This is a genomic window from Fulvivirga ulvae, from assembly GCF_021389975.1.
Classification (GTDB): Bacteria; Bacteroidota; Bacteroidia; order Cytophagales; family Cyclobacteriaceae; genus Fulvivirga; species Fulvivirga ulvae.
The window spans coordinates 3980901-4000316 of sequence record NZ_CP089981.1 but is presented as its reverse complement, the minus strand read 5'-3'; the positions used below and the strand labels follow the sequence as shown (position 1 = coordinate 4000316).

Annotated in this window: 16 protein-coding genes; 6 read left to right on the top strand and 10 right to left on the bottom strand. The window is 41.1% G+C overall.

All coding sequences use genetic code 11. The features are described from left to right. Positions 1–381 precede the first annotated feature (381 nt). Both LVD17_RS17140 and LVD17_RS17135 read right to left on the bottom strand, forming a co-directional pair. On the bottom strand, positions 382–774 hold the full coding sequence (locus tag LVD17_RS17140) for a nuclear transport factor 2 family protein (protein WP_233760238.1): 393 nt from the start codon (positions 772–774) through the stop codon (positions 382–384). Beyond that, the gene (locus LVD17_RS17135) at positions 771–1880 is read right to left on the bottom strand and encodes an alkene reductase (protein ID WP_233760237.1); all 1110 of its coding nucleotides are present in this window, start codon (positions 1878–1880) and stop codon (positions 771–773) included. Before LVD17_RS17135 ends, LVD17_RS17140 begins: the two co-directional genes overlap by 4 nt. 420 nt (positions 1881–2300) lie before the next feature. On the opposite strand from LVD17_RS17135, the gene LVD17_RS17130 reads away from it, so the two are divergent. After that, entirely contained in the window at positions 2301–5156 is a 2856-nt protein-coding gene (locus LVD17_RS17130) for a S8 family serine peptidase (RefSeq protein ID WP_233760236.1), read from the top strand. Positions 5157–5162: 6 nt separating this feature from the next. Here LVD17_RS17130 and LVD17_RS17125 read toward each other — a convergent pair whose 3' ends face one another. Further along, positions 5163–6164, bottom strand: a complete 1002-nt coding sequence (locus LVD17_RS17125) for a CDP-alcohol phosphatidyltransferase family protein (protein ID WP_233760235.1) — start codon at positions 6162–6164, stop codon at positions 5163–5165. Positions 6165–6289: 125 nt separating this feature from the next. Here LVD17_RS17125 and LVD17_RS17120 point away from each other — a divergent pair, with 125 nt between their 5' ends. The 3 genes from LVD17_RS17120 (at position 6290) to LVD17_RS17110 (ending at position 9345) form a co-directional block, all read left to right on the top strand. Beyond that, on the top strand, positions 6290–8119 hold the full coding sequence (locus tag LVD17_RS17120) for an LTA synthase family protein (RefSeq protein WP_233760234.1): 1830 nt from the start codon (positions 6290–6292) through the stop codon (positions 8117–8119). Between the two features lie 6 nt (positions 8120–8125). Then, a complete protein-coding gene (locus LVD17_RS17115) occupies positions 8126–9025 on the top strand; it encodes a diacylglycerol/lipid kinase family protein (RefSeq protein ID WP_233760233.1) in 900 nt (299 codons plus the stop codon). Positions 9026–9189: 164 nt separating this feature from the next. Beyond that, positions 9190–9345, top strand: coding sequence for a hypothetical protein (locus LVD17_RS17110; protein ID WP_233760232.1), 156 nt, complete (start codon positions 9190–9192; stop codon positions 9343–9345). A gap of 77 nt (positions 9346–9422) precedes the next feature. Here the strand turns inward: LVD17_RS17110 and LVD17_RS17105 are convergent, their stop codons facing one another. After that, entirely contained in the window at positions 9423–10115 is a 693-nt protein-coding gene (locus LVD17_RS17105) for a head GIN domain-containing protein (protein WP_233760231.1), read from the bottom strand. A gap of 389 nt (positions 10116–10504) precedes the next feature. Between LVD17_RS17105 and LVD17_RS17100 the strand changes: the two genes are divergently transcribed. After that, positions 10505–10900 carry a TerB family tellurite resistance protein gene (locus LVD17_RS17100; protein ID WP_233760230.1) on the top strand — a complete coding sequence of 132 codons (396 nt, stop codon included), beginning with the start codon at positions 10505–10507 and terminating at the stop codon, positions 10898–10900. A 20-nt stretch (positions 10901–10920) separates the two neighbouring features. On the opposite strand, the gene LVD17_RS17095 is transcribed toward LVD17_RS17100, so the two are convergent. From LVD17_RS17095 to LVD17_RS17085, 3 genes are read right to left on the bottom strand one after another with little or no spacing between them, the layout of a single operon-like run. Beyond that, a complete protein-coding gene (locus LVD17_RS17095) occupies positions 10921–12033 on the bottom strand; it encodes an alanine racemase (RefSeq protein ID WP_233760229.1) in 1113 nt (370 codons plus the stop codon). Between the two features lie 23 nt (positions 12034–12056). Continuing rightward, positions 12057–12668: a DUF2911 domain-containing protein gene (locus tag LVD17_RS17090; protein WP_233760228.1), complete on the bottom strand. Its 612-nt coding sequence runs from the start codon at positions 12666–12668 to the stop codon at positions 12057–12059. 48 nt (positions 12669–12716) lie between these two features. Continuing rightward, positions 12717–14453: an amidohydrolase gene (locus LVD17_RS17085; protein ID WP_233760227.1), complete on the bottom strand. Its 1737-nt coding sequence runs from the start codon at positions 14451–14453 to the stop codon at positions 12717–12719. Positions 14454–14536: 83 nt separating this feature from the next. Here LVD17_RS17085 and LVD17_RS17080 point away from each other — a divergent pair, with 83 nt between their 5' ends. Beyond that, entirely contained in the window at positions 14537–15241 is a 705-nt protein-coding gene (locus LVD17_RS17080; RefSeq protein ID WP_233760226.1) for a hypothetical protein, read from the top strand. 145 nt (positions 15242–15386) lie between these two features. Here the strand turns inward: LVD17_RS17080 and LVD17_RS17075 are convergent, their stop codons facing one another. The 3 genes from LVD17_RS17075 to LVD17_RS17065 all read right to left on the bottom strand — a co-directional run bounded on the left by LVD17_RS17075 (position 15387) and on the right by LVD17_RS17065 (position 19405). Beyond that, complete coding sequence (locus LVD17_RS17075; RefSeq protein ID WP_255702595.1) at positions 15387–17495, bottom strand: OmpA family protein; 2109 nt, start codon at positions 17493–17495, stop codon at positions 15387–15389. Between the two features lie 217 nt (positions 17496–17712). Then, a complete protein-coding gene (locus LVD17_RS17070; protein WP_233760224.1) occupies positions 17713–18513 on the bottom strand; it encodes an ABC transporter permease in 801 nt (266 codons plus the stop codon). Then, positions 18506–19405 carry an ABC transporter ATP-binding protein gene (locus LVD17_RS17065; RefSeq protein ID WP_233760223.1) on the bottom strand — a complete coding sequence of 300 codons (900 nt, stop codon included), beginning with the start codon at positions 19403–19405 and terminating at the stop codon, positions 18506–18508. Before LVD17_RS17065 ends, LVD17_RS17070 begins: the two co-directional genes overlap by 8 nt. Positions 19406–19416: the final 11 nt, after the last annotated feature.

Genomic DNA, 19416 nt, shown 5'->3' with positions numbered 1-19416 from the left:
CCTGCTGGTTTCGGGAAAGACAATTTAAAAAAGAACACCATGATTATCTCATTTACCTCCTAAGGCATTGAAGGGAAGAACTTTTTATAAAACAGGAAAAAGATTAGAGCTTAACAGAGGGCGAAATTATCCCCAGCTTACCTAAGCAAGCAGAATAATATATTTTTTATGAATTTGAGAATTACATGCGGTTATCTCAGCTTTTAAAGTCAGGCATGATCAGGCTATCGATACGTCCTTAAATCCGGAGTTATTCGACCATTTAACAGTGGGAAAAGCAAAGATTTAATAAATGACAAAATCGAAGTGTTTTTTTGAACTTGAAACAGAGAACCATCCAAAGACCTGATCAGGCCCCGGAATGGTTCTCTCCCAACTTCCTCAGTTCTGCATTGCCTGGTAAATTAACAAAGTGTCAGTGTATTGGGTAAATTTTGCAACCTTGCCGCCATTTAGCTGATATCGATGTACAAATTCAGCAGATACAGCCTTGCCCGTTGCACCATAGGTACCTTCATAGCGGCCCGTGACCAACACAGAGTTTTCATGTTCAAGATATTCGTCGATTTCTGTTCTCCATTCCACCCAGTTATCTCTGAAATTTTGAAATACATTATGAAAGACTTCATCCGGCCCGACAAACCTGCCACCATTGGGAAAACCCTTCATTTGTACCCATACAATATTAGCATGAAACAGAGCTCTGACCGACTCATTATCCTTATTGGCAAAATGCTTATAAAGCTCTTTTACCAATGCAACATTTGTGCTCATTTCTTAAGTTCAAGGAGTTCACCATTTAGCATAGGATAATCTACATATCCTTCCTTACCGGGAGTATAAAACGTATTGTGATCTGCTACGCTCAACTCTGCACCTGTCAACATCCGTTCTACAAAATCGGGGTTTGCGATAAATGGCCTGCCAAAAGCTACCAAATCACCTTTTCCTGCTTCCAAATCTTCGATAGCACGCTCTTTGTCATATCCTCCACTCAAAATATAGGTACCTTTGAAAGTGTCCCTGATTTTTTGTTTTATAGTGGCAGGTACTTCTGGTGCACCCAACGCCGTATGATCAACAATATGCAGATAAACCAATCCTAAATCACTCAACTGCTTCGTCAGGTATTCAAAAGTTTCATCTATATCTGCAAATGCTCCCGCATCATTAAACACACCATAAGGTGACAGTCTGATACCAACTCTTTCCTTCCCTATTGCTTTTACAATGGCCTCTGCCACTTCCAGTACAAATCGTGCCCTGTTCTCTACGGAACCTCCATACTCATCATCACGATCATTGATGTTCGGATTAATAAATTGCTCGATAAGATAACCGTTGGCACCGTGGATCTCAACACCATCAAACCCCGCTTGAATTGAATTTTTTGCAGCTCTGGCAAATTCCTCCACCGCCTGTTCAATATCTTCCTTAGTCATTTTTCGTGGAGTAGTATGTGTCAATGCCCCCTGAGAGTCGGTATACATTTCACCCGAAACAGGTTTAGCTGTTGGGCTTACCACTTCGGCACCTTCAGGTAAGTTCAATTGATGACCAACTCTGCCCGTGTGCATGAGCTGAACAAATATCTTTGCTCCCTCTTTGTGCACGGCATCAGTCACCAGCTTCCACCCTTCTATCTGAACTTTGTTGAAGATCCCGGGTATTCTTGGGTACCCAAGTCCGTTGGGAGAAGGAGCGGTCCCCTCAGTAATGATTAAACCCGCTCCGGCCCTCTGAGCATAATAAAGTGCTGTTAATTCAGCAGGGGCATTATCCTTTACTGCGCGTGAACGCGTCATAGGAGCCATAACCACCCTGTTTTTCAAAGTGATACTTCCTAATTGATAAGATGAAAATAATTGTGAGTTATTCATATAATTAATGTTTAAACATTGACAATATTTCACTTAACGGTTTACTCTTTTCAGAGTTTCGTTGTTTAAACATTATTTAATAAATAATAATAGACGGGGCAGTTCTGTCCCCGTCTATTTGCAGGTTGATTTACCAAAGCTGTTTGCCTATAAAGCAATTACACTACTTCAGAATCACTAATGTAAAAGCTCATCTTATTTAAGGTAAAGGTTGAAAAGATTTCATGAGCTTAGTCCTAATATATAACTCCAATATAAGCAAGTACTCTCTGTCTCGGAATTGGTTTTGGACTTTTACATTAACCGTGTAATATTGTTTTTAATATCACACTTAATTCAATAAATAATTTCATGATATTCACGTTTTCAATCACTAAGACAGTTGTTGTTTCCGGTTAAAGCAGTATTAAATTTATTTCGATGTACAAAACTCTTTATACTTTTATATGTTTTTTAGTTTCGCTGACATCCTATTCTCAACAAGCCCCATCCGAAAAATGGCACAAATTCATTAAACCGGAAACTGAAGCAGGCCAGGCTTATCACCACTTTTACCTTGTAAGTACTGACGACGCTAAAAATACCTTATATAATAGGGGGAATATTAAAATCGCCAGAAAGCTGGACAGCCATCATTACATCATCTATTTTGATTCGAAACAACCATACACAACCATAAGAAACACCTTCAGATTCGCACGAGCTGTTAACCATTTATGGAAGCTATCGCCAAATCTTATATTAACCGAGAAACAATCAAATTCGACTCGGGAGGAAGATTTTCTTATTAAAGTTACAGCCCTGGACCAATGTAAGAAAATTCTCCGGAAATCAAATTCAGTCAAGATCCTGCACGAATACGCACCTGGCAATACATTGATCATTCGTACATCCTTAAAGTATATAACTGAGGAGTTGCTCCCCGCCACCCATGTGCTCTATATTTCACGACATGTGGCTGTTCCAAAAGAAGAAAGTCTTGTACTTGATCTTAACCTTAACGTTAACAAAGTAAACCTCTTACACCACAAATTCCCCGACCTAAACGGTATGGGATATAACATTTCTATTAAGGAACAAAGGTTTGACGAAACGGATATCGACTTTAAAGGAAGAGTACTGCCATCGCTATTTAGTAGTGAAACTACCTCACGTCATGCATCTGAAATGGCAACTATTGTGGCTGGCGCCGGCAATACTTCTTTTAACAGCAGGGGTGTTGCCTGGGGCGCTAATTTATCATCTTCAAACTTCATGAATTTATTCCCTGATGATATCTCATATTTTGAGGGGTCTGATATTTACATTCAAAACCACGCTTATGGCACAGGCATAGAAAACTTTTATGGTGGCTATGCCGCGGCTTATGATGAGCATACGCACTCCTATCCCACGCAGTTGCATATTTTCTCTGCCGGAAATAACGGAGCCGGAACAGATACGGTAGGAACCTACAGTGGCGTAGAGGGCTATGCCAATCTTACAGGCAACTTTAAAATGGCAAAAAACATACTGACGGTAAGCGCAGTAGATACATTGCATAACACTGATCCTTTTGTATCGAAAGGTCCGGCGTATGACGGTAGGGTTAAGCCTGAGTTGGCAGCATATAGCACTGTAGGATCATCATCGTCGGCAGCTCTGGTGTCCGGTCTGTCCATTGTTTTGCAACAGGCTTATCAACTCAAAAATGCCGAACTACCCGATGCCACTTTGCTCAAAGGCATACTCATGAATTCCGCTGATGACATGGGTCCCGAAGGTGTCGATTTTCTATCAGGATATGGTAGTATTAATGCAAAGCGTGCCCTTCAAACTATTAATGCCGACCGTTTTATTACCGGAAGCGTAAATGACGGCCAGACTGAAACACTCACCATAAATATACCCTCAAATGCTATAAACCTAAAGGTAATGCTGGTCTGGAATGATCCAGCTGCAACTGTCAATGCCGGTACAGCACTAGTCAACGATCTGGACCTGACCCTTAAACATCAGGGCAGTGGTGACAGCTGGATGCCCTGGGTACTGAACAGCTACCCTCACAAAGATTCTTTAAAGCAGCTACCCGTCCGTAAGCCGGATCATCTAAATAATGCGGAACAAATAACACTGGACTTACCAGAGCCGGGCAGCTATGAAATAGCTATCAGCGGATTTGACATTGTAGATGGGCCACAAAAGTTTTTTGTAGTGTACCAATGGGACGAAACGGATGCTTTTCAGTGGACATTTCCTGTCGGCAATAGTAATATGCCCTATAATGGTGAACGGGTTTCATTTTTCAGATGGGAAAGCACCTTTGACGGACAGTCTGGCATTCTGGAATACTCACTGGACAAGGGTTCAACCTGGTTACCCATTGCCGACAATGTTGATCTTAGTAAGCAATATTATAGCTGGGATTCTCCCGACGTTTACTCCACTGCATTGGCAAGAATGACGGTTGGTGCAGAAGAGTTTGTCAGTGATACTTTTACTATTTCCAGACCACTTAAGGTATCAGTTGGGTTCAATTGTCCTGATTCTGTGATGTTTCTATGGAATAACCTAGAGAACACCTCTGCATATACACTTTATACTGTTGGAGAAAAATACCTTGAGCCACTTTTGGAAGTAACTGATACTTCCGTGATTTTGGACAAAGGCGATTATCCATACACCTTATATACCATAGCACCAACTTTGGGTCAGGGTAAATCAGGCCTCCGTAACCTTACCTTCGACTACTCATTTCAAGGTGTGGACTGTTACTTGTCAAGCTTCTTCGCACTTGAAAACACTCCTTTGGGTCAGGTAGTACTTACACTTTCGCTGGGCACCAATTATCAGGTGAAAAGAGTAGTTTTTGAGCGAGAGCAAAACAGCACATTCACACCAGTGGTCACGGTAAATAGTCCTTCATCTAATATTATTGAGGGACTGGATACAGAACCTTTCCAGGGACTCAACCATTACAGGGCGAGGGTGATCTTTGAAGGAGGCGCCGAGATCATGACGGAGACGGTTACGGTATATTTCCTGACCAAGCGGCCGGTTATGATATTCCCTAACCCTGCAGATAGATCTCAGGGTGAATTGAGTGTATTTACCCGTGATTTTGCAGGTGAAAAGGTTTACCTCCGACTTCTTAATTCCAATGGACAGGAGGTGTTGAATTATGAGTTGCTATCCGAAAGGGAAGTATTACCTATATCTCATTTAAAGCCGGGATTATACCTTTACACCCTGATCAGTGCAGGAGTTGAGCATTCAGGAAAGATCGTGATCAAGTGATAACTATCAGTTTTTTGTCGTTTCTGGCAGGTCGGGGTTAACCCAGTACCATTCGGCCTTAAGTGCACGAAAGGTTTGGATAATCAGGAGCAATATATTAACCAGCAAATAAATAAACAGAATAAAAAATATATCTGTAGCCTGAAGGTATTCTGTGAAGAAACTAAGCGATAAAATGATTGGTGCAAATAACCCGGGACTCCGCTCCACACCATCAACTAGCTGTGCCATAAGCAACTTACCAATGTAAACCCCTCCATAAAAAAGGATAATTACACCTGCCAACAGCGATTCCAAACTGTAAAAGCTCAAGCCGGACACTAAAAGTAAAAAAATTATAAACATCCAGTACCCGTATGTAAGATGCGGGACCCTGATAATTGTAAGAATGCAGCTGACTATTCCTCCGGTTACAATAAGCAATAACACCCACTCTATAAATAAGTACTCATAAATTTCAAAGGTATTAATCGTATTAAATACGATTTTATTGTTACATAACAACAAGGCAAGCAACAATAGCACTTTCAACTCAAAGGCCCCAAAAACTCCCTTTACTAAAATGTTGGCTTTATACTGTTCGTAAAACCTGGTCATTTTTAATAGTACGAGCACAACCAAAATCAATAAAATCACCCATTCATGCTGAATAGTGAAAACATTCCAGATAATCAACACCAGCACTCCCTGGTTAAATATCTCGAAATAATGATCCAGAAACTCTCCAAGAGCTGACTCAGTCTTTGTGGCTCTTGCCTGGATGCCATCAAGTTTATCTGTAACCAGATGAATAAGCAATAAAATTGGAATGAGAATAAATTGTGAATCCCCCAGCTGGTTGTTTGCGTAGGAGATGTATAGGCCAATATAAACTGAAATATGCGACAAGATGCTCAGGTAATTGGCTGGAAGTTTTGCAGGAACAGCACTGCCTACAGGCTTGAGTATAGTTGCAAACCTCTGAGATAAGAGCGACCTGTTGTTTTGGCGGTAGGTATAATTTTTCATGTTCATGCAAATAAAACAAAAATGATAGACCCGGAATTATTTTAAACCGGAATTGATTACCAGAGTAAGCAATATTAAATTAATATTATCTTTGCGTCAATTTATTAATCAGATGGCTTCGTGAAATGAAAGAAAGGGTTAAAGCATTTTTTAGCTATGGTTTATTCTGGGTGATATTTTTTCTAATGGCCCGCGTATTGTTTCTGGCCTACAACTTTGACAGGACGCTGGAAATGTCGGTTGGCGATGTTCTGCTTTCAATTCTTCACGGATTGCGCCTTGATATGTCTGCGACAGGGTATTTCATGTTACTCCCAGGCCTTTTTATAGTTTTCACCACGTATGCAAGCCCTAAAATACTGCATTTACTACTCACCGGATACACCGTGCTGTTGCTAATCCTGTGTTCTCTCATTATAATTGCTGACCTTGAAATGTATACTCATTGGGGTTTTCGGTTAGATGCCACTCCTTTATTATATATTGGAGAGGATACACCTTTGGCTATTAGCGGATGGTCTTTGTTTTCACTAATCCTCTTATGGGGGCTGTTATTGAGTGTTTCCCTGTTTATTTATAAAAAGCTTACGTTAAAAAGAATTAAAGCCCTACCTGCAGCTGACTGGAAGACAAGTCTTGTAATGCTGGTGGTTACAGCGCTGATGATAGCCCCTATTCGCGGCACTGTAGGAGTTGCACCCATAAATACGGGCATTGTATATTTTCACAACTCTAACATATATGCTAATCATTCTGCCATCAACGTCGTCTGGAATACAGGTTATGCTTTAAAGAAATCTGACAGATTAAAGTATCCTGATAACTTTCTTGAGGCTACCAAAACTACAAGTTACTTCAATGAGCTCTATTCCGTGCAGGGTGATCCGGCCAGATTACTGAACACGGCACATCCTAACGTGATAATCATTGTTATGGAGAGCTTTACTTATAGCTTTATTGAACCACTGGGAGGAATACCGGGTGTAGCACCTAACTTCAGCAACCTGGCTAAGGAGGGCATATTGTTTGACCATATGTATGCATCAGGGGACAGAACAGACAAAGGTATAGTTTCAATACTAAGCGGCTACCCTTCTCAGCCGGTATCATCAATCATCAAGTACCCTAAAAAGACCCAAAAACTGCCTTACCTTAACCAAAAACTAAAGGAGATGGGCTATCATACCTCTTTTACCTATGGTGGTAATATTGACTTTGCTAATTTCAGGTCGTATCTCAGTAATGCCAGGTTTGATAAAATTACGCATAGCGATGATTTCCCTGAAGAACTGAATAATTCAAAATGGGGTGTACATGACGGGCCTGTTTTTGATCGGTTTTTCGAAGAAGTAAACGATGCAAAATCACCGTTTTTTAAGGTAATGCTTTCGCTGAGTAGCCACGAACCCTTTGATGTACCTATGGAAACTGTTTTTGAGGGCAGTGATGATAAGTCGAAGTTTATGAATTCCGCTCATTATGCAGACAGATCATTAGGAAAGTTCATTGAGAATGCCAAAAAGAGCAACTGGTGGGATAATACCTTAATTGTTATCACAGCTGACCATGGCCACGGCCTGCCCGATAACCAGGGTATTTCTAATCCTAAAAGATTCAGAATACCCATGCTTTGGGTAGGGGGCGCTTTAGCAGCAAAGGATACTGTAGTGCATAATTTTGCCAGCCAGACGGATATAGCCAACACCATTCTGGGGCAAATATCCAAACCTGATGCTGACTTCAGGTTTAGCAGAGATGTACTAGCTCCGGCTAACCATGATTTTGCTGTTTATGTTTACAATAATGGTTTTGGGTTTATTGACGGCACCAAATTGGTGGTCTATGATAATACAGGCAACAGATATATGGAAAAATCCGGCGTCAAGGATGAAAAAGACCTGGAGCTTGGCAAAGCATACATGCAAACCTTGTATAACGATTTTAATAGTAGATAAAAGACTGTGGAAAGTAAAAAGAAAATACTATTTATCGTTAACCCTAAGTCTGGCACCCGGGATAAGCGAAATATTCCAATGCTGCTAGAGAAGTACCTTGACAGCGATAAGTTTGTATACGAGACTATTTTTACCTGTTACGCCGGAGAAGCTTCTAAAATAAGCGAAACAAACCGGAATAAGTTTGACATTATTGTAGCCATTGGTGGTGACGGTACCATCAATGAAGTGGCAGGTCCTTTGACCAACAGCAATACGGTTTTGGGCATTATCCCCTGCGGATCGGGCAATGGACTGGCCAGGCACCTTAAAATCCCACGTAATATAAAAAGGGCCATACAGCTTCTTAATAAAAGATGTACCTCCACCATTGATACGATTACACTGGATGAGAAGACTTTTCTTAATGTAGCAGGGGTTGGTTTCGATGCGCATATTGCCCAGCTTTTTGCAAAGACTAAAAAAAGGGGGTTTCTCTCCTATGCAAAGCTGGCCATGAAAGAAATAAGAAGGTTCATTTCTATTGATTATCAATTGATCATTGACGGACAGGAAAGGCTTGAAAAAGCTCCGTTCCTGATATCCATAGCAAACTCAACACAGTTTGGCAACAATGCTCATATCGCTCCCAATGCACTGATAGCAGACGGGCTTATGGACGTCTGTGTATTAAGAAAGGTACCTGCATGGTATTATCCGATATTGATTTACAGAATGTTCACAGGAACATTGACAAGGTCCAAGTATTATCAGACCTGGCAGGGAAAGGAAGTGCAGATAAGATTATTAAGTGATGCCAGCGGTAAACATATGCACATAGATGGAGACCCCTACTCCATAAACAGCATTATGAAACTTAAGGTAAACCCTCTTTCTTTAAAAGTAGCTTGCCAGGCCTCAGTTTAACCGTAAAAACAACAAAACATCGATTTTTAAAGACAGCAAAATACTTAATTTTTAAGGTTTTCGTTCAAAAACGGCAACATTGCATAGTTTTCATTGTCTTTGAAAGCAAAATCCGGAACATTAACTCAGAATAATCGTTAGAAAACACTAAAAAAATTTTAGGGATGATTAACATTTCATTGAAAAGGTCTAGTTGGAATCTAAGAAAAGCTGTAAATAGAACCGTTGATGCATCTTACCTCAAACACTTTAACCAGGCAGTACTTAACCTGGAACTTAACCTTCAGGAGGAGCGAATAAAAACTACTGCCAACGTATAAACGACCAGGCAGCCATAAGCAATAAAAAACCTTTGAAATATTCTCTCAAAGGTTTCTTGTATTAATGGTATACGTTTCTAGTTTGATTTTCGCACTGAACCTCCGCTACTGCTATCCGTCTGAGATCTTTCAGGATTCCCCCTATATCTAATGCTCCCGCCACTACTGGCTCTGGCGTCAATTTCTTTGGTAGCAACCACCTTGGCTCCTCCGGCACTGCTCGCCCTTGCTTTAACACTTTCCGCCTCCAGGTCAAAGGCATCTACACCCCCTGCACTGCTTGCACTTATATCGAGATATTTCGCTTTGCCCTTAAGTTCAAGGTCTCCTGAGCTGGAAACTAATACCGTAACTTCATTCATATCAATGCTTACTTCGACATCCGCCGCACTGGAAACGTTTATCTCCAGCCGATCACCTTTAATGGTACTCTCAGAAAAAACACTGGACGCTGAGCTTGCCGATATATGATCCAGCCTGACATACGTAACATACACCTTAACCACATGATTACTATGCCGCCCGGAGGCTAAATGGATCTTAAGTCTACCGCCAGAAACATCTGTAAGCACATCATCCGGGGATATCCCCTTTGTTTCCAGCTTTACACTTTCCTTTGTACCCTCCTTCAGGTACACGTCTATTGCCTGCCCTGTCCTGATTTCATGAAACGCCCCTACGTCCCTAACCTCTGTATTCTGAGCTATTACTCCTGATAAGGTAAATGAGAAAAAAAGCAAAGCTGACAATACCAATTTCAATTTGTTCATATCATCTAAGTTTAAAACTACCCTAAAGACATATGAAAAATCTTTGGGTTGCACCAATCGAAAATAATAAACCGCGAATAGTGTATATAAAAACGGGGCTAATATACCTATTTTGTTTTTAATTGCCCTAAAGGCAAGAGCAGCATATCTTTTCTGGAACTATTGTGCCAGTTCAAAATCGTCGAATATAGTCGCCATCAGGCCGTTTGTCTAAAGGTGCTATTATGGCGCGTTATGCTAAAGGTTAAATATTTTATTGGCAGCAAATGTTTTCTTTTTGTTAACGGGTATAATAATTAATATTTTTTTTGATTATATTGGATGGAGTTATTTCATAACTTCGTACAGCAAACTTTTTGTAGATATAGATAAATAACACTTTTTAAAAAATGGTTAAGGAACAATTAAATGTACTGATTCAGTTGGCTGCTAGTGACAATCAGGTAGCGGAAAAGGAGGCTAAGTTAATCCATATGATAGGTCAGTCCAACGGAGTAACTAAAGAAGATATAGATGAGATGCTTAAAAATCCCGGGCATCCTATCGGCAACCTTAATACGCTTACTGACGATCAAAAATTTGAGCATTTATACCATGTTGTCCAGCTAATGAAAGTTGACGGACAGGTTTTTAAGAGTGAGATTGTTTTTTGTGAAGATATAGCCGCAAGGCTAGGGTACAAAAAAGGTGTGATCGGAGAGCTATCATCTAAAATATTCAGTGATCCTTCTATAACATCAGACAGAGACAGACTGAAGCAACGTGCTCAGAGGTATCTTAAATGATTAAGAGCAAAATGATATGATTAACCGGGTTCGTCCCGGTTTTTTTGTGCATAGTGATCAACAAAATCTCCATTGCATGTTAAATAGTAGCCCATGGCTTCGGCCGTAAGACAGGAATGGACAGGCAAAACTATTAAAAGGTCACCCACCTTTATTTCATCAAATATTTTGGTGCTCAGTTTCACGATTCCATGTTCCTGCGACAGACTCTTTACATAGCAACCCCTAATGGGCTCTCCCCAACCATGATCACTCCGATGGGCAATGCACCCAAATACCAATCCATCCTCCGTTTTTTCACTATCTTTTGAAAAATGGACTGCACCTCCATATATGCAAACTTCATGAACGTGTTCGTTTTTCGATACAACAGGGCACACCATGGCTACTGCAATGTCGGAATATTCGCATGATCCTATTGAGGTCTGCATTAAATCGTAAAACACAAAGTTGCCGGGGCTGATTGAATCAATACCATTAAAATCTGTCCCTACGCTACAGGTTGGCGTATCACCCATACAGATTTCGAAATCAGCAGACAAATCACTCAGGCTCTGCTTTACTGCAATTATCCTGCTTTTGGTAAGCTCAAAGACATCAAGTATCTCTGTTGTTGACCGGGCGCTGTAGGAGTGTCCGGCGTGAGTGTACACTCCCTTAAGGTAAAGCATCTCAGAGTTATTTATAGCACTGACTATTTCCCTTATAGCATCAACATCATCAAATCTCGCACCTGTTCTCCCCGCACCGGTGTCTATTTCTACGAATACTGAGACAGGGTGCGTAAGCTGCTTCTGAATAATGTTTACCACCTCCACGTTGTCAACCAAAAGATTTAGCCTGATATGTTTTGCTAATTCATTGATTAGATCAAGTTGTAAAGCATTGAGGGGAAATGCTACTGTAATCTCCTCCCAACCTGCATTTGCAAAATATTTTGCCATTCCTAAAGAAGAGACAGTAATCGTCTCAACTCCTTTTTCTTTAAACCACGCCCCAACCTTTACTGACTGGTGTGTTTTGAAATGAGGCCGAAGTTTCAGACCATTGCTCTTTACTTTGTCAAGTATCCTGTCAATATTTGCCTTACACTTTGATTCATCTAATAACAAAGTGGGTTTGACAACTTTCATCAGACTGATATTACTTGCCTGCACTATTTATTCGCGGGTGTTACGGGTAGTGATATCCGGACTTTCTCCCAGGACATATCTATGGTGTTTTCAGTAATGTCATACTGTAGTCTCTCCTGGCTTTCTTCCTCCCAGCGGGGTTGAATATTTATCCTGACCACATCATGCTTTTTATTATAATTATAAGCTCCCCAGGCTCCATGCTCTTCCCTGCTCCAGTCAGTGTTTATAATAGCCACCCAGTCTTTATTCTTATTGGGGATGAGGTAAAAACCATATTTCCCCGCGGGCACTACCACATCGCCGATTACCATATCGCCACTAAATTCAAACGAAGTGGTCTCATTGGCTCCTGCTCTCCAAACCTTGCCGTATGATTCAAGCCCTCCCCATATCTTTCGATCCTTCACACCGGGCGAACCATAATCCACACTTACCTTTACATCTCCAATTTTACCCTCAACCAGCCTTCTCGGACTGGCAATCACGGGTTTTTCCTCGTCATGTTCAATCTCCGTTGAGGCACTGTCTCTTTCTCCGGATTGATGAGAAGGTCCTCCTGAATTGCAGGCAAGTATTGCCACCATTGCAATAAATGCTATGCTTAGCCTCATGGCTCCTTTTTTAAACAACATCAGTAATTAAAATTAATTATCATCGAATATGACCAATATTTTATATAACTACAAATCAACTTTCCTGTAAACTACGTCTCCTCCTACGATTGTCATTTCAACAGTAGTCTTAAGGAGTTCCTCCTCAGGGACCGTCATTATATCCTTTGAAAAAATAGTGAAATCTGCCAGTTTTCCATACTCTATTGAACCTTTGATGTTTTCTTCAAAAGCACCATATGCAGCATCCAGGGTATAAGATCTCAGTGCTTGTTCCCTTGTCATTTTTTGCGCAGGTTCGTAGCCTCCCTCCGGTGAACCGTCAAGCGTTTTTCTACTCACACTTGCATAAAAGCATGTAATAGGATTTATGGGCTCTACAGGCACATCAGTACCATTAACTATTCTGGCTCCTGATTTCAGCAGCTCCTGCCATACATACGCTCCTTCCCTGATTCGCTTTTCTCCAAGCCTGTCTATTGCCCAGGGACGGTCTGATGACATATGAATTGCCTGCATGGCCGGTATTACTCCCAGTTCTGCAAACCTGGGAATATCATCAGGGTGAAGATGCTGTGCGTGTTCAATCCTGAACCTGTGGTCAGTGGCTGCTTCCGGGTTTTCAGCAAATGCCTTTTCATACCTGTCAAGTATTTCTTTATTAGCCCTGTCTCCTATGGCATGAGAGCATACCTGAAAACCGCTTTTCAATGCTTTTTGAGAAGTTTCATACACAAACTCCATAGGCAGCGTTTCATGACCAAAATGGCCGGGCCTGTCAGTATACTCTTTAAGTAACCATGCTCCGCGCGATCCTAAGGCCCCATCACAATTTAACTTTACAGACCTGATAGTCAATAGATAATCCGTGGTATCAATTTCAGGACCTTTTATGTACCATTCCTCAAGCAGGTCTCGCTCCCAGCCTGTAAGCATCACATACAGCCTTACTCCAAGCGTTCCTTTTTCTTTTGCCTCTTTAAATAAGGCGATATGCTCTTCGCCAACCCCAGCGTCATGAAAGCTGGTTATGCCATGAGCATGGCAGGCCTTGACGGCCATTTCAAGCGCCTGACGATCTTTTTCAGGCGTAGTCTGAGGTATGTGCCGGGCAATTAGACTCATAGCCGTTTCGTTAAATATACCAGTGGGATTACCTAATTCATCTCTGATAATCTCTCCTCCTTCAACCTCGCTGGCGGTGAGACTCTCATTGGACATCGGCAATACACCAGCCATTTCCATAGCTTTAGCATTGGCAAAACCGGCATGTCCACTGGCATGTCTCAAAAACACCGGATTATCCGGAGATACTGCACTTAGTTTCAGGTGAGTCTGGAAGCCTTTGACTAATGGGTCTGGAGCAGGTGTCCACTTGCTTTGATGCCATCCCCGGCCGGTGATCCACTGCCCCGGACGCGCCCTGGACACGGCCTCTTTAACGCGCTCAACAAGCTCATCATAACTTTTCACATCAAGTAAGTTAAGGTTAAGCTCATTATAGCCAAGCCCCATAAAATGACCGTGCCCTTCTATAAAACCTGGCGTCATAGTCCTTCCCTCCAAATCTATCACCTGTGTCGAATCTCCTTTAAGCTTTTCGGCATCCTTAACTAATCCTGCAAATATGATCTTATCACCTCTTACTGCTACAGCCTCTACCTTAGGCTGATCTAAATCCATAGTATAGATTGCACCTCCCATGATGATAGTATCAGCGATCATCTTTCCCTCCTGCCTGCTGCATGAAAAAACTGATAATAAGCTAAGTAGATAAACAACTAATATTTTCTGATTTAACTTCATAAATTTTAATTTACCTTCGGATTCGAATAGTTGGCCTTTAATTTACCATTGAATTTTCAATTTATTAACTACAAACCTCTGATATGACTTTTAAACTATTTAAACGGTCGATAATAGCTATCCTCTTTTTCATCACGTTACCCAACGGAGTACTTTATGCCCAGGAAGTTGGTCTTTCATTCTCCTACTTCCTGCCTAAAAATGGTTATTTTTCCACTCCCATTAGTCCTTTTTCGATTCGCGGACTTGGCGTTGATCTTAATCGCTACTTCGCATTGCAAACGGGAGCCTCGCTATACCGGATGAGCGGATTAAATGTGAAGGATATAGATGATTTCGAAACAAAAGACGCTATCCTGGGCCCTAATTTCACGGTTTTAATACCTGTTGAACTAGTTCTCCAGTTTGTGGGTAACACTCAGGAATTTCGCCTCAAGGGAGGTGGTTTTGGGTTTTATGGATTTGATAATAAACTAAACTACGGAAATCTTGACAAAGCAATCCGCAAATTTGAAGGATGGGATGTTGCCAACTCGGATTTCGATTTTAATCATGGCATAGGGCTTGGGTACTACTTTGGAGCAGAATACATAGTATATGTTACACGGCAGTGGGGTTTATCACTTGAGGCGAATTACTTTATTGGCGATGCCGACCTGGGCCTCAATGGCAACTACATAGGCGGAACACAAGGCGGATCACTCGTTACCAGAGAGGTGGACTATACTGATTCTAAAGTGGATTTTACCGGCCTTGAGATATCAATTGGGATATTAATTACGCAGTGATTATTCTACTGCCAGGCTTATCAAGGATTGGCTAATCATATGGTGTTTGAATTGTTAGAGCAATCAGTACAGACGAAATGGTGAGTGAAGGTTCCGGCAATGAAGGTAATTGGCGAGCTTTTGAACTTAATCCAGACCAGAAGATTTAATTACTGACTATAGCTGCTTCACCTACGCCGGTAATTTCTATTTCTGTCCGTCTGTTGATCTCTCTTCCATCTTTTTCATCATCATTTGATACGAGAGGACGCTCTTCTCCAAAACCTTTGGCTGATAGTCTGCCTGAATCAACTCCATTTGCGATGAGGTAGTCTACCACTGCCTGAGCTCTCTTTTTTGACAGCACTTTGTTATACACTGCGTTACCTACGTTATCCGTATGTCCATTGATTTGTACCTGCAAAAGTGCGTTTTCCGAGAGTAGCTCTTTGATGCCGTCAAGCTCCGCCAGCGACTCGGTTCTCAGATCCGATTTACCTATATCAAAAAAGATATTTTTAAGCACCACTTTTGATCCCACCTTAGCTTTTTGAAGGATAATGTGGGTATCTATTTCCTGAAATTCATGGAATGCAGGTAAGTCAAAATTTATGGAATTGAAAAGGTACCCAAGCTTGCTGGTAGATACTCCATAGTTTCCTCCATGTGGTATGATCAGTTCAAATTCCCCGGTATTGGGATCAGAGGTGAGTTCTGCCAGCATAGTGTTGGTCTCGTTATTCATCAATCTAAGCCTTGCATACAATGGTTTGGCGGTAGCGGCATCAATTACTTTTCCCTTTAAGATGGTTACAACCTTCAAATCCTTTTGCATCTTCACAAGGTTTTCATCATAATATTTGACTGTTGCTTTTTCTTCCACTTTAACTACTTCATCGCTAACATCTACCGGAACGGCCGGGCTTGTGGTGGCTACAATGTCTTCCAACTCGGTTTCTGCCTCCGCTATGATCTCCTCAGCGACAATCTCTTCGTATTTAGGCTTCTCTTTTGGCTTTAGAGCTTTTTCCATATCTATGGAGTAAATATCAGCCATACCCTCACCCTCGGGCCGTAATGATGCATAATAGGCCCTTTTACGGTCAGGGGTTATTACAAAATAGTTATCATTAAATACGGTGTTGACCGGGTATCCCATATTAACCGGTTCCTGAAAAACACCATCTTTGATCTCACTATAGAAAATATCGTGACTGCCCATTCCCAGGTGCCCGTTGGAACCAAAATAGAGTGTTTTCCCATCAGGGTGGATATAAGGGGCATCTTCTCCATGGGGAGTATTGATAACCGGCCCCAAATTTACAGCCTCTCCCCATTCTCCGTTTTCATCGAGTTCACTTTTATAAATATCCAGGTCGCCCATTCCACCGGCTCTGTCACTGGTGAAATAAAGTGTTTTTCCATCAGCCGTTATTGAGGCCGCCGTTTCCCAGAAAAATGTATTAATGTGATCATTCAATGGGTCTGGTTTTGTCCATTCACCGTCAACATATTTTGACACATAAATATCCCCTCCTCCTTTTTCATAATATAAAAACAGCATTTTACCATCGGGTGATATGGATGCAGCAGCATCATGAAACCTTATATTGACCCCCTCTCCTATCTTATCGGGCATACTCCATATGCCTTCTACCAGGTGAGACACATAGATATCTTCATAATATGTACCGTCACTAAGTCTCAGGCCTCCGGTGGATCCGGGTCTGTTAGATGTAAGCACCATAGACTTCCCGTCATTATAAATTAGAGGGGTGTAATCATTGAACCTGGAATTGATATTTTTGCCCATATTTTCAACTTCCGCATTTAATGGGTTGCGAATGAGCGAATCGGCGAAGTTGCACTCGCTGATCTTATAGTCGGCCACATCAGCCCTTTTTTTATTCCTTTCTTTGTATCGGGTAAAAGCAGCTCTGGCATCATTAAAACGATGATGATATTGGTAAGCCATTCCGAGATAATATTCCACCTCAGAATCTATGCGTGGGTTAAGCTTATAAACCTTCTCAATGTATTTGAGTGCCTCTTTTTTATCATTTCCGGCCAGGTAAGCCAGGCCGAGCCGATATGTAGCTTTGGCATTACCCGGCTTCTGTCGTATGGCTTTCTGAAAATTTATTGCAGCACGGTGATAATCACCCATTTTATAATAACGGTTTGCCTTCTTGTAATAATCTTTAAAGCTTTGTGCACAAAGAATACTACTAAAGCAAAACAATATGGCCGTTATGATGATCTTCACCCCTCTCATTATCATGTAATATTACATTGATACAATAGTCAAAGCCAACTGTCTATGGTCATCAAATAATATAAAAATTTATAAGCGCCTGCCAATTCAGGAACTAGCGGGCGCAAAATAGAAAAATTGGCTTACTTTATCAAATAAGATCAGCCCAGTGTTGTCTCAGGAAGTTAAAATATAACTTTTGTCTGTAAAAAGATCCCTTTTCTAAAATACAGCTATTCTATAAATCACTGGTTTTCAACTTATAATGAATTGCATAAATAAATAACACAAGATAAGCCAAAACCACTCCCACAGCAGACATACTTACAAAATCCTGGATTTCCTGGAACCAATATTTTGCAAATGGAAATTCGATAAGGTTGTTGATGGCATGCAGAGGAAAATATTCGGTAATAAAGACAAATGACTCAGGTATATAAGCTGATATGGCATATTCAATTGGTGTATATAGTAATAGTATGAATATTGTGAGTGCTGACCTTTTTAGTAAAACTGTAAGTAAAAAAGCAAATACCATATAAGTAAACAGATCCAGAAAATAAGCCGGCACGAACTCGATGCCTACGAATACATCGGCAAAACTCAAATCCGGCGTATAGATCATACCAGTAAGCAAACCGGTAACAAAAACAAAAAGCGTTGAACCCAGACTTAAAAGCAGGATTGTAAAAAGTTTTGATTTTATAAAATCAATCCTGCTCATACCATCTATAATGTTCTGCCTGATGGTTTTATAACTGTACTCGTTAGAAATAGAGATAATCACAACGATGGCGAGGAATATCTTAAGAAATGTATAAACATAGGTGATATTTTGCCAGATATCAGGAAAATGAAGTATGGGAATCCTCATAGGGTCAAAGCCTTCAAACTCTGCCCCTTTTATTTTCAACCACTTTAAAAATTCCATTACAGACACCGGAATGCTGAAGATCAACAATCCATACATAATATTCAATACCCAAAATGCTCTGTAATTCGTTAGCTTTTTGAGGTCAATTCGTAATAGTCTAAGCATTATCTGATTCGGCTAAAAGTTCCAGGAATTGTTTTTCCAGACTCTTTCTCTGAGTCAAAAGGTGAGATATTGTAATCCCTTTACTGAAAAGGTAAGCGTTAAGGTCTGATGCATGGGTTCCATCTGCCAGGGTCACTACGAATTTGCCGCTGTCTTCTACCACTTTTGAGGCTTTGCTATAAGCCTCCAGCACCCCCCGAAAATCTTGGGCATCACTCATTACCTCTACTGATTCCACGCCTTTATTTACATCCTCTACACTGCCTGAATATAAAAGTGTGCCCCGTTTTAATACACAAAAATGGGTACATACCTTCTGAACTTCGTCTAACAGGTGACTGGCCAGTATAATTGTCTTGCCCTCTTTGGCTATCTGCCTGATCAGTTCCCTGATCTCGGCTATACCCTGAGGGTCCAGCCCGTTGGTAGGTTCATCAAGGATCATCACCTCAGGGTCGCATAGCAGCGCAGAAGCTATAGATAAGCGCTGTTTCATGCCAAGTGAATAGGTTCTGAACTTATCAAAACGCCTCTCGTATAATTCAACCTTTTGCAGAACCCTGTCGATATTTTCTATTGGGGCACCTTTGATTTCGGCTACTATTTCAAGGTTTTTCACTGCCGACAAATAAGGGTAAAATATCGGTGTTTCCAGGATAGCCCCGATCTTTTTTCTCACTTCCTTACCCGGAGGCAGTCCAAACCAACTGAAGGTACCGCTCGTTTTGTTGATTACATCCAATAATATACCGAGTGTAGTTGTCTTTCCGCTACCGTTCGGCCCCAGTATGCCAAATACGTTTCCGCGCTGTACCTCAAGAGATAAATTTTTAACCGCTGTTATACGCCCGTAGTGCTTGGTAAGGTTATCTATTTTTAAAACTGTATCCAATGTAGTCTATT

What these genes read in the sequence shown, in the direction of transcription:
- LVD17_RS17105 (WP_233760231.1), bottom strand. Translation starts at nt 10,115, where the DNA reads ATGAACAAATTGAAATTGGTATTGTCAGCTTTGCTTTTTTTCTCATTT.
- LVD17_RS17135 (WP_233760237.1), bottom strand. Translation starts at nt 1,880, where the DNA reads ATGAATAACTCACAATTATTTTCATCTTATCAATTAGGAAGTATCACT.
- LVD17_RS17140 (WP_233760238.1), bottom strand. Translation starts at nt 774, where the DNA reads ATGAGCACAAATGTTGCATTGGTAAAAGAGCTTTATAAGCATTTTGCC.
- LVD17_RS17080 (WP_233760226.1), top strand. Translation starts at nt 14,537, where the DNA reads ATGACTTTTAAACTATTTAAACGGTCGATAATAGCTATCCTCTTTTTC.
- LVD17_RS17090 (WP_233760228.1), bottom strand. Translation starts at nt 12,668, where the DNA reads ATGTTGTTTAAAAAAGGAGCCATGAGGCTAAGCATAGCATTTATTGCA.
- LVD17_RS17110 (WP_233760232.1), top strand. Translation starts at nt 9,190, where the DNA reads ATGATTAACATTTCATTGAAAAGGTCTAGTTGGAATCTAAGAAAAGCT.
- LVD17_RS17100 (WP_233760230.1), top strand. Translation starts at nt 10,505, where the DNA reads ATGGTTAAGGAACAATTAAATGTACTGATTCAGTTGGCTGCTAGTGAC.
- LVD17_RS17095 (WP_233760229.1), bottom strand. Translation starts at nt 12,033, where the DNA reads ATGAAAGTTGTCAAACCCACTTTGTTATTAGATGAATCAAAGTGTAAG.
- LVD17_RS17085 (WP_233760227.1), bottom strand. Translation starts at nt 14,453, where the DNA reads ATGAAGTTAAATCAGAAAATATTAGTTGTTTATCTACTTAGCTTATTA.
- LVD17_RS17130 (WP_233760236.1), top strand. Translation starts at nt 2,301, where the DNA reads ATGTACAAAACTCTTTATACTTTTATATGTTTTTTAGTTTCGCTGACA.
- LVD17_RS17070 (WP_233760224.1), bottom strand. Translation starts at nt 18,513, where the DNA reads ATGCTTAGACTATTACGAATTGACCTCAAAAAGCTAACGAATTACAGA.
- LVD17_RS17125 (WP_233760235.1), bottom strand. Translation starts at nt 6,164, where the DNA reads ATGAAAAATTATACCTACCGCCAAAACAACAGGTCGCTCTTATCTCAG.
- LVD17_RS17075 (WP_255702595.1), bottom strand. Translation starts at nt 17,495, where the DNA reads ATGAGAGGGGTGAAGATCATCATAACGGCCATATTGTTTTGCTTTAGT.
- LVD17_RS17120 (WP_233760234.1), top strand. Translation starts at nt 6,290, where the DNA reads ATGAAAGAAAGGGTTAAAGCATTTTTTAGCTATGGTTTATTCTGGGTG.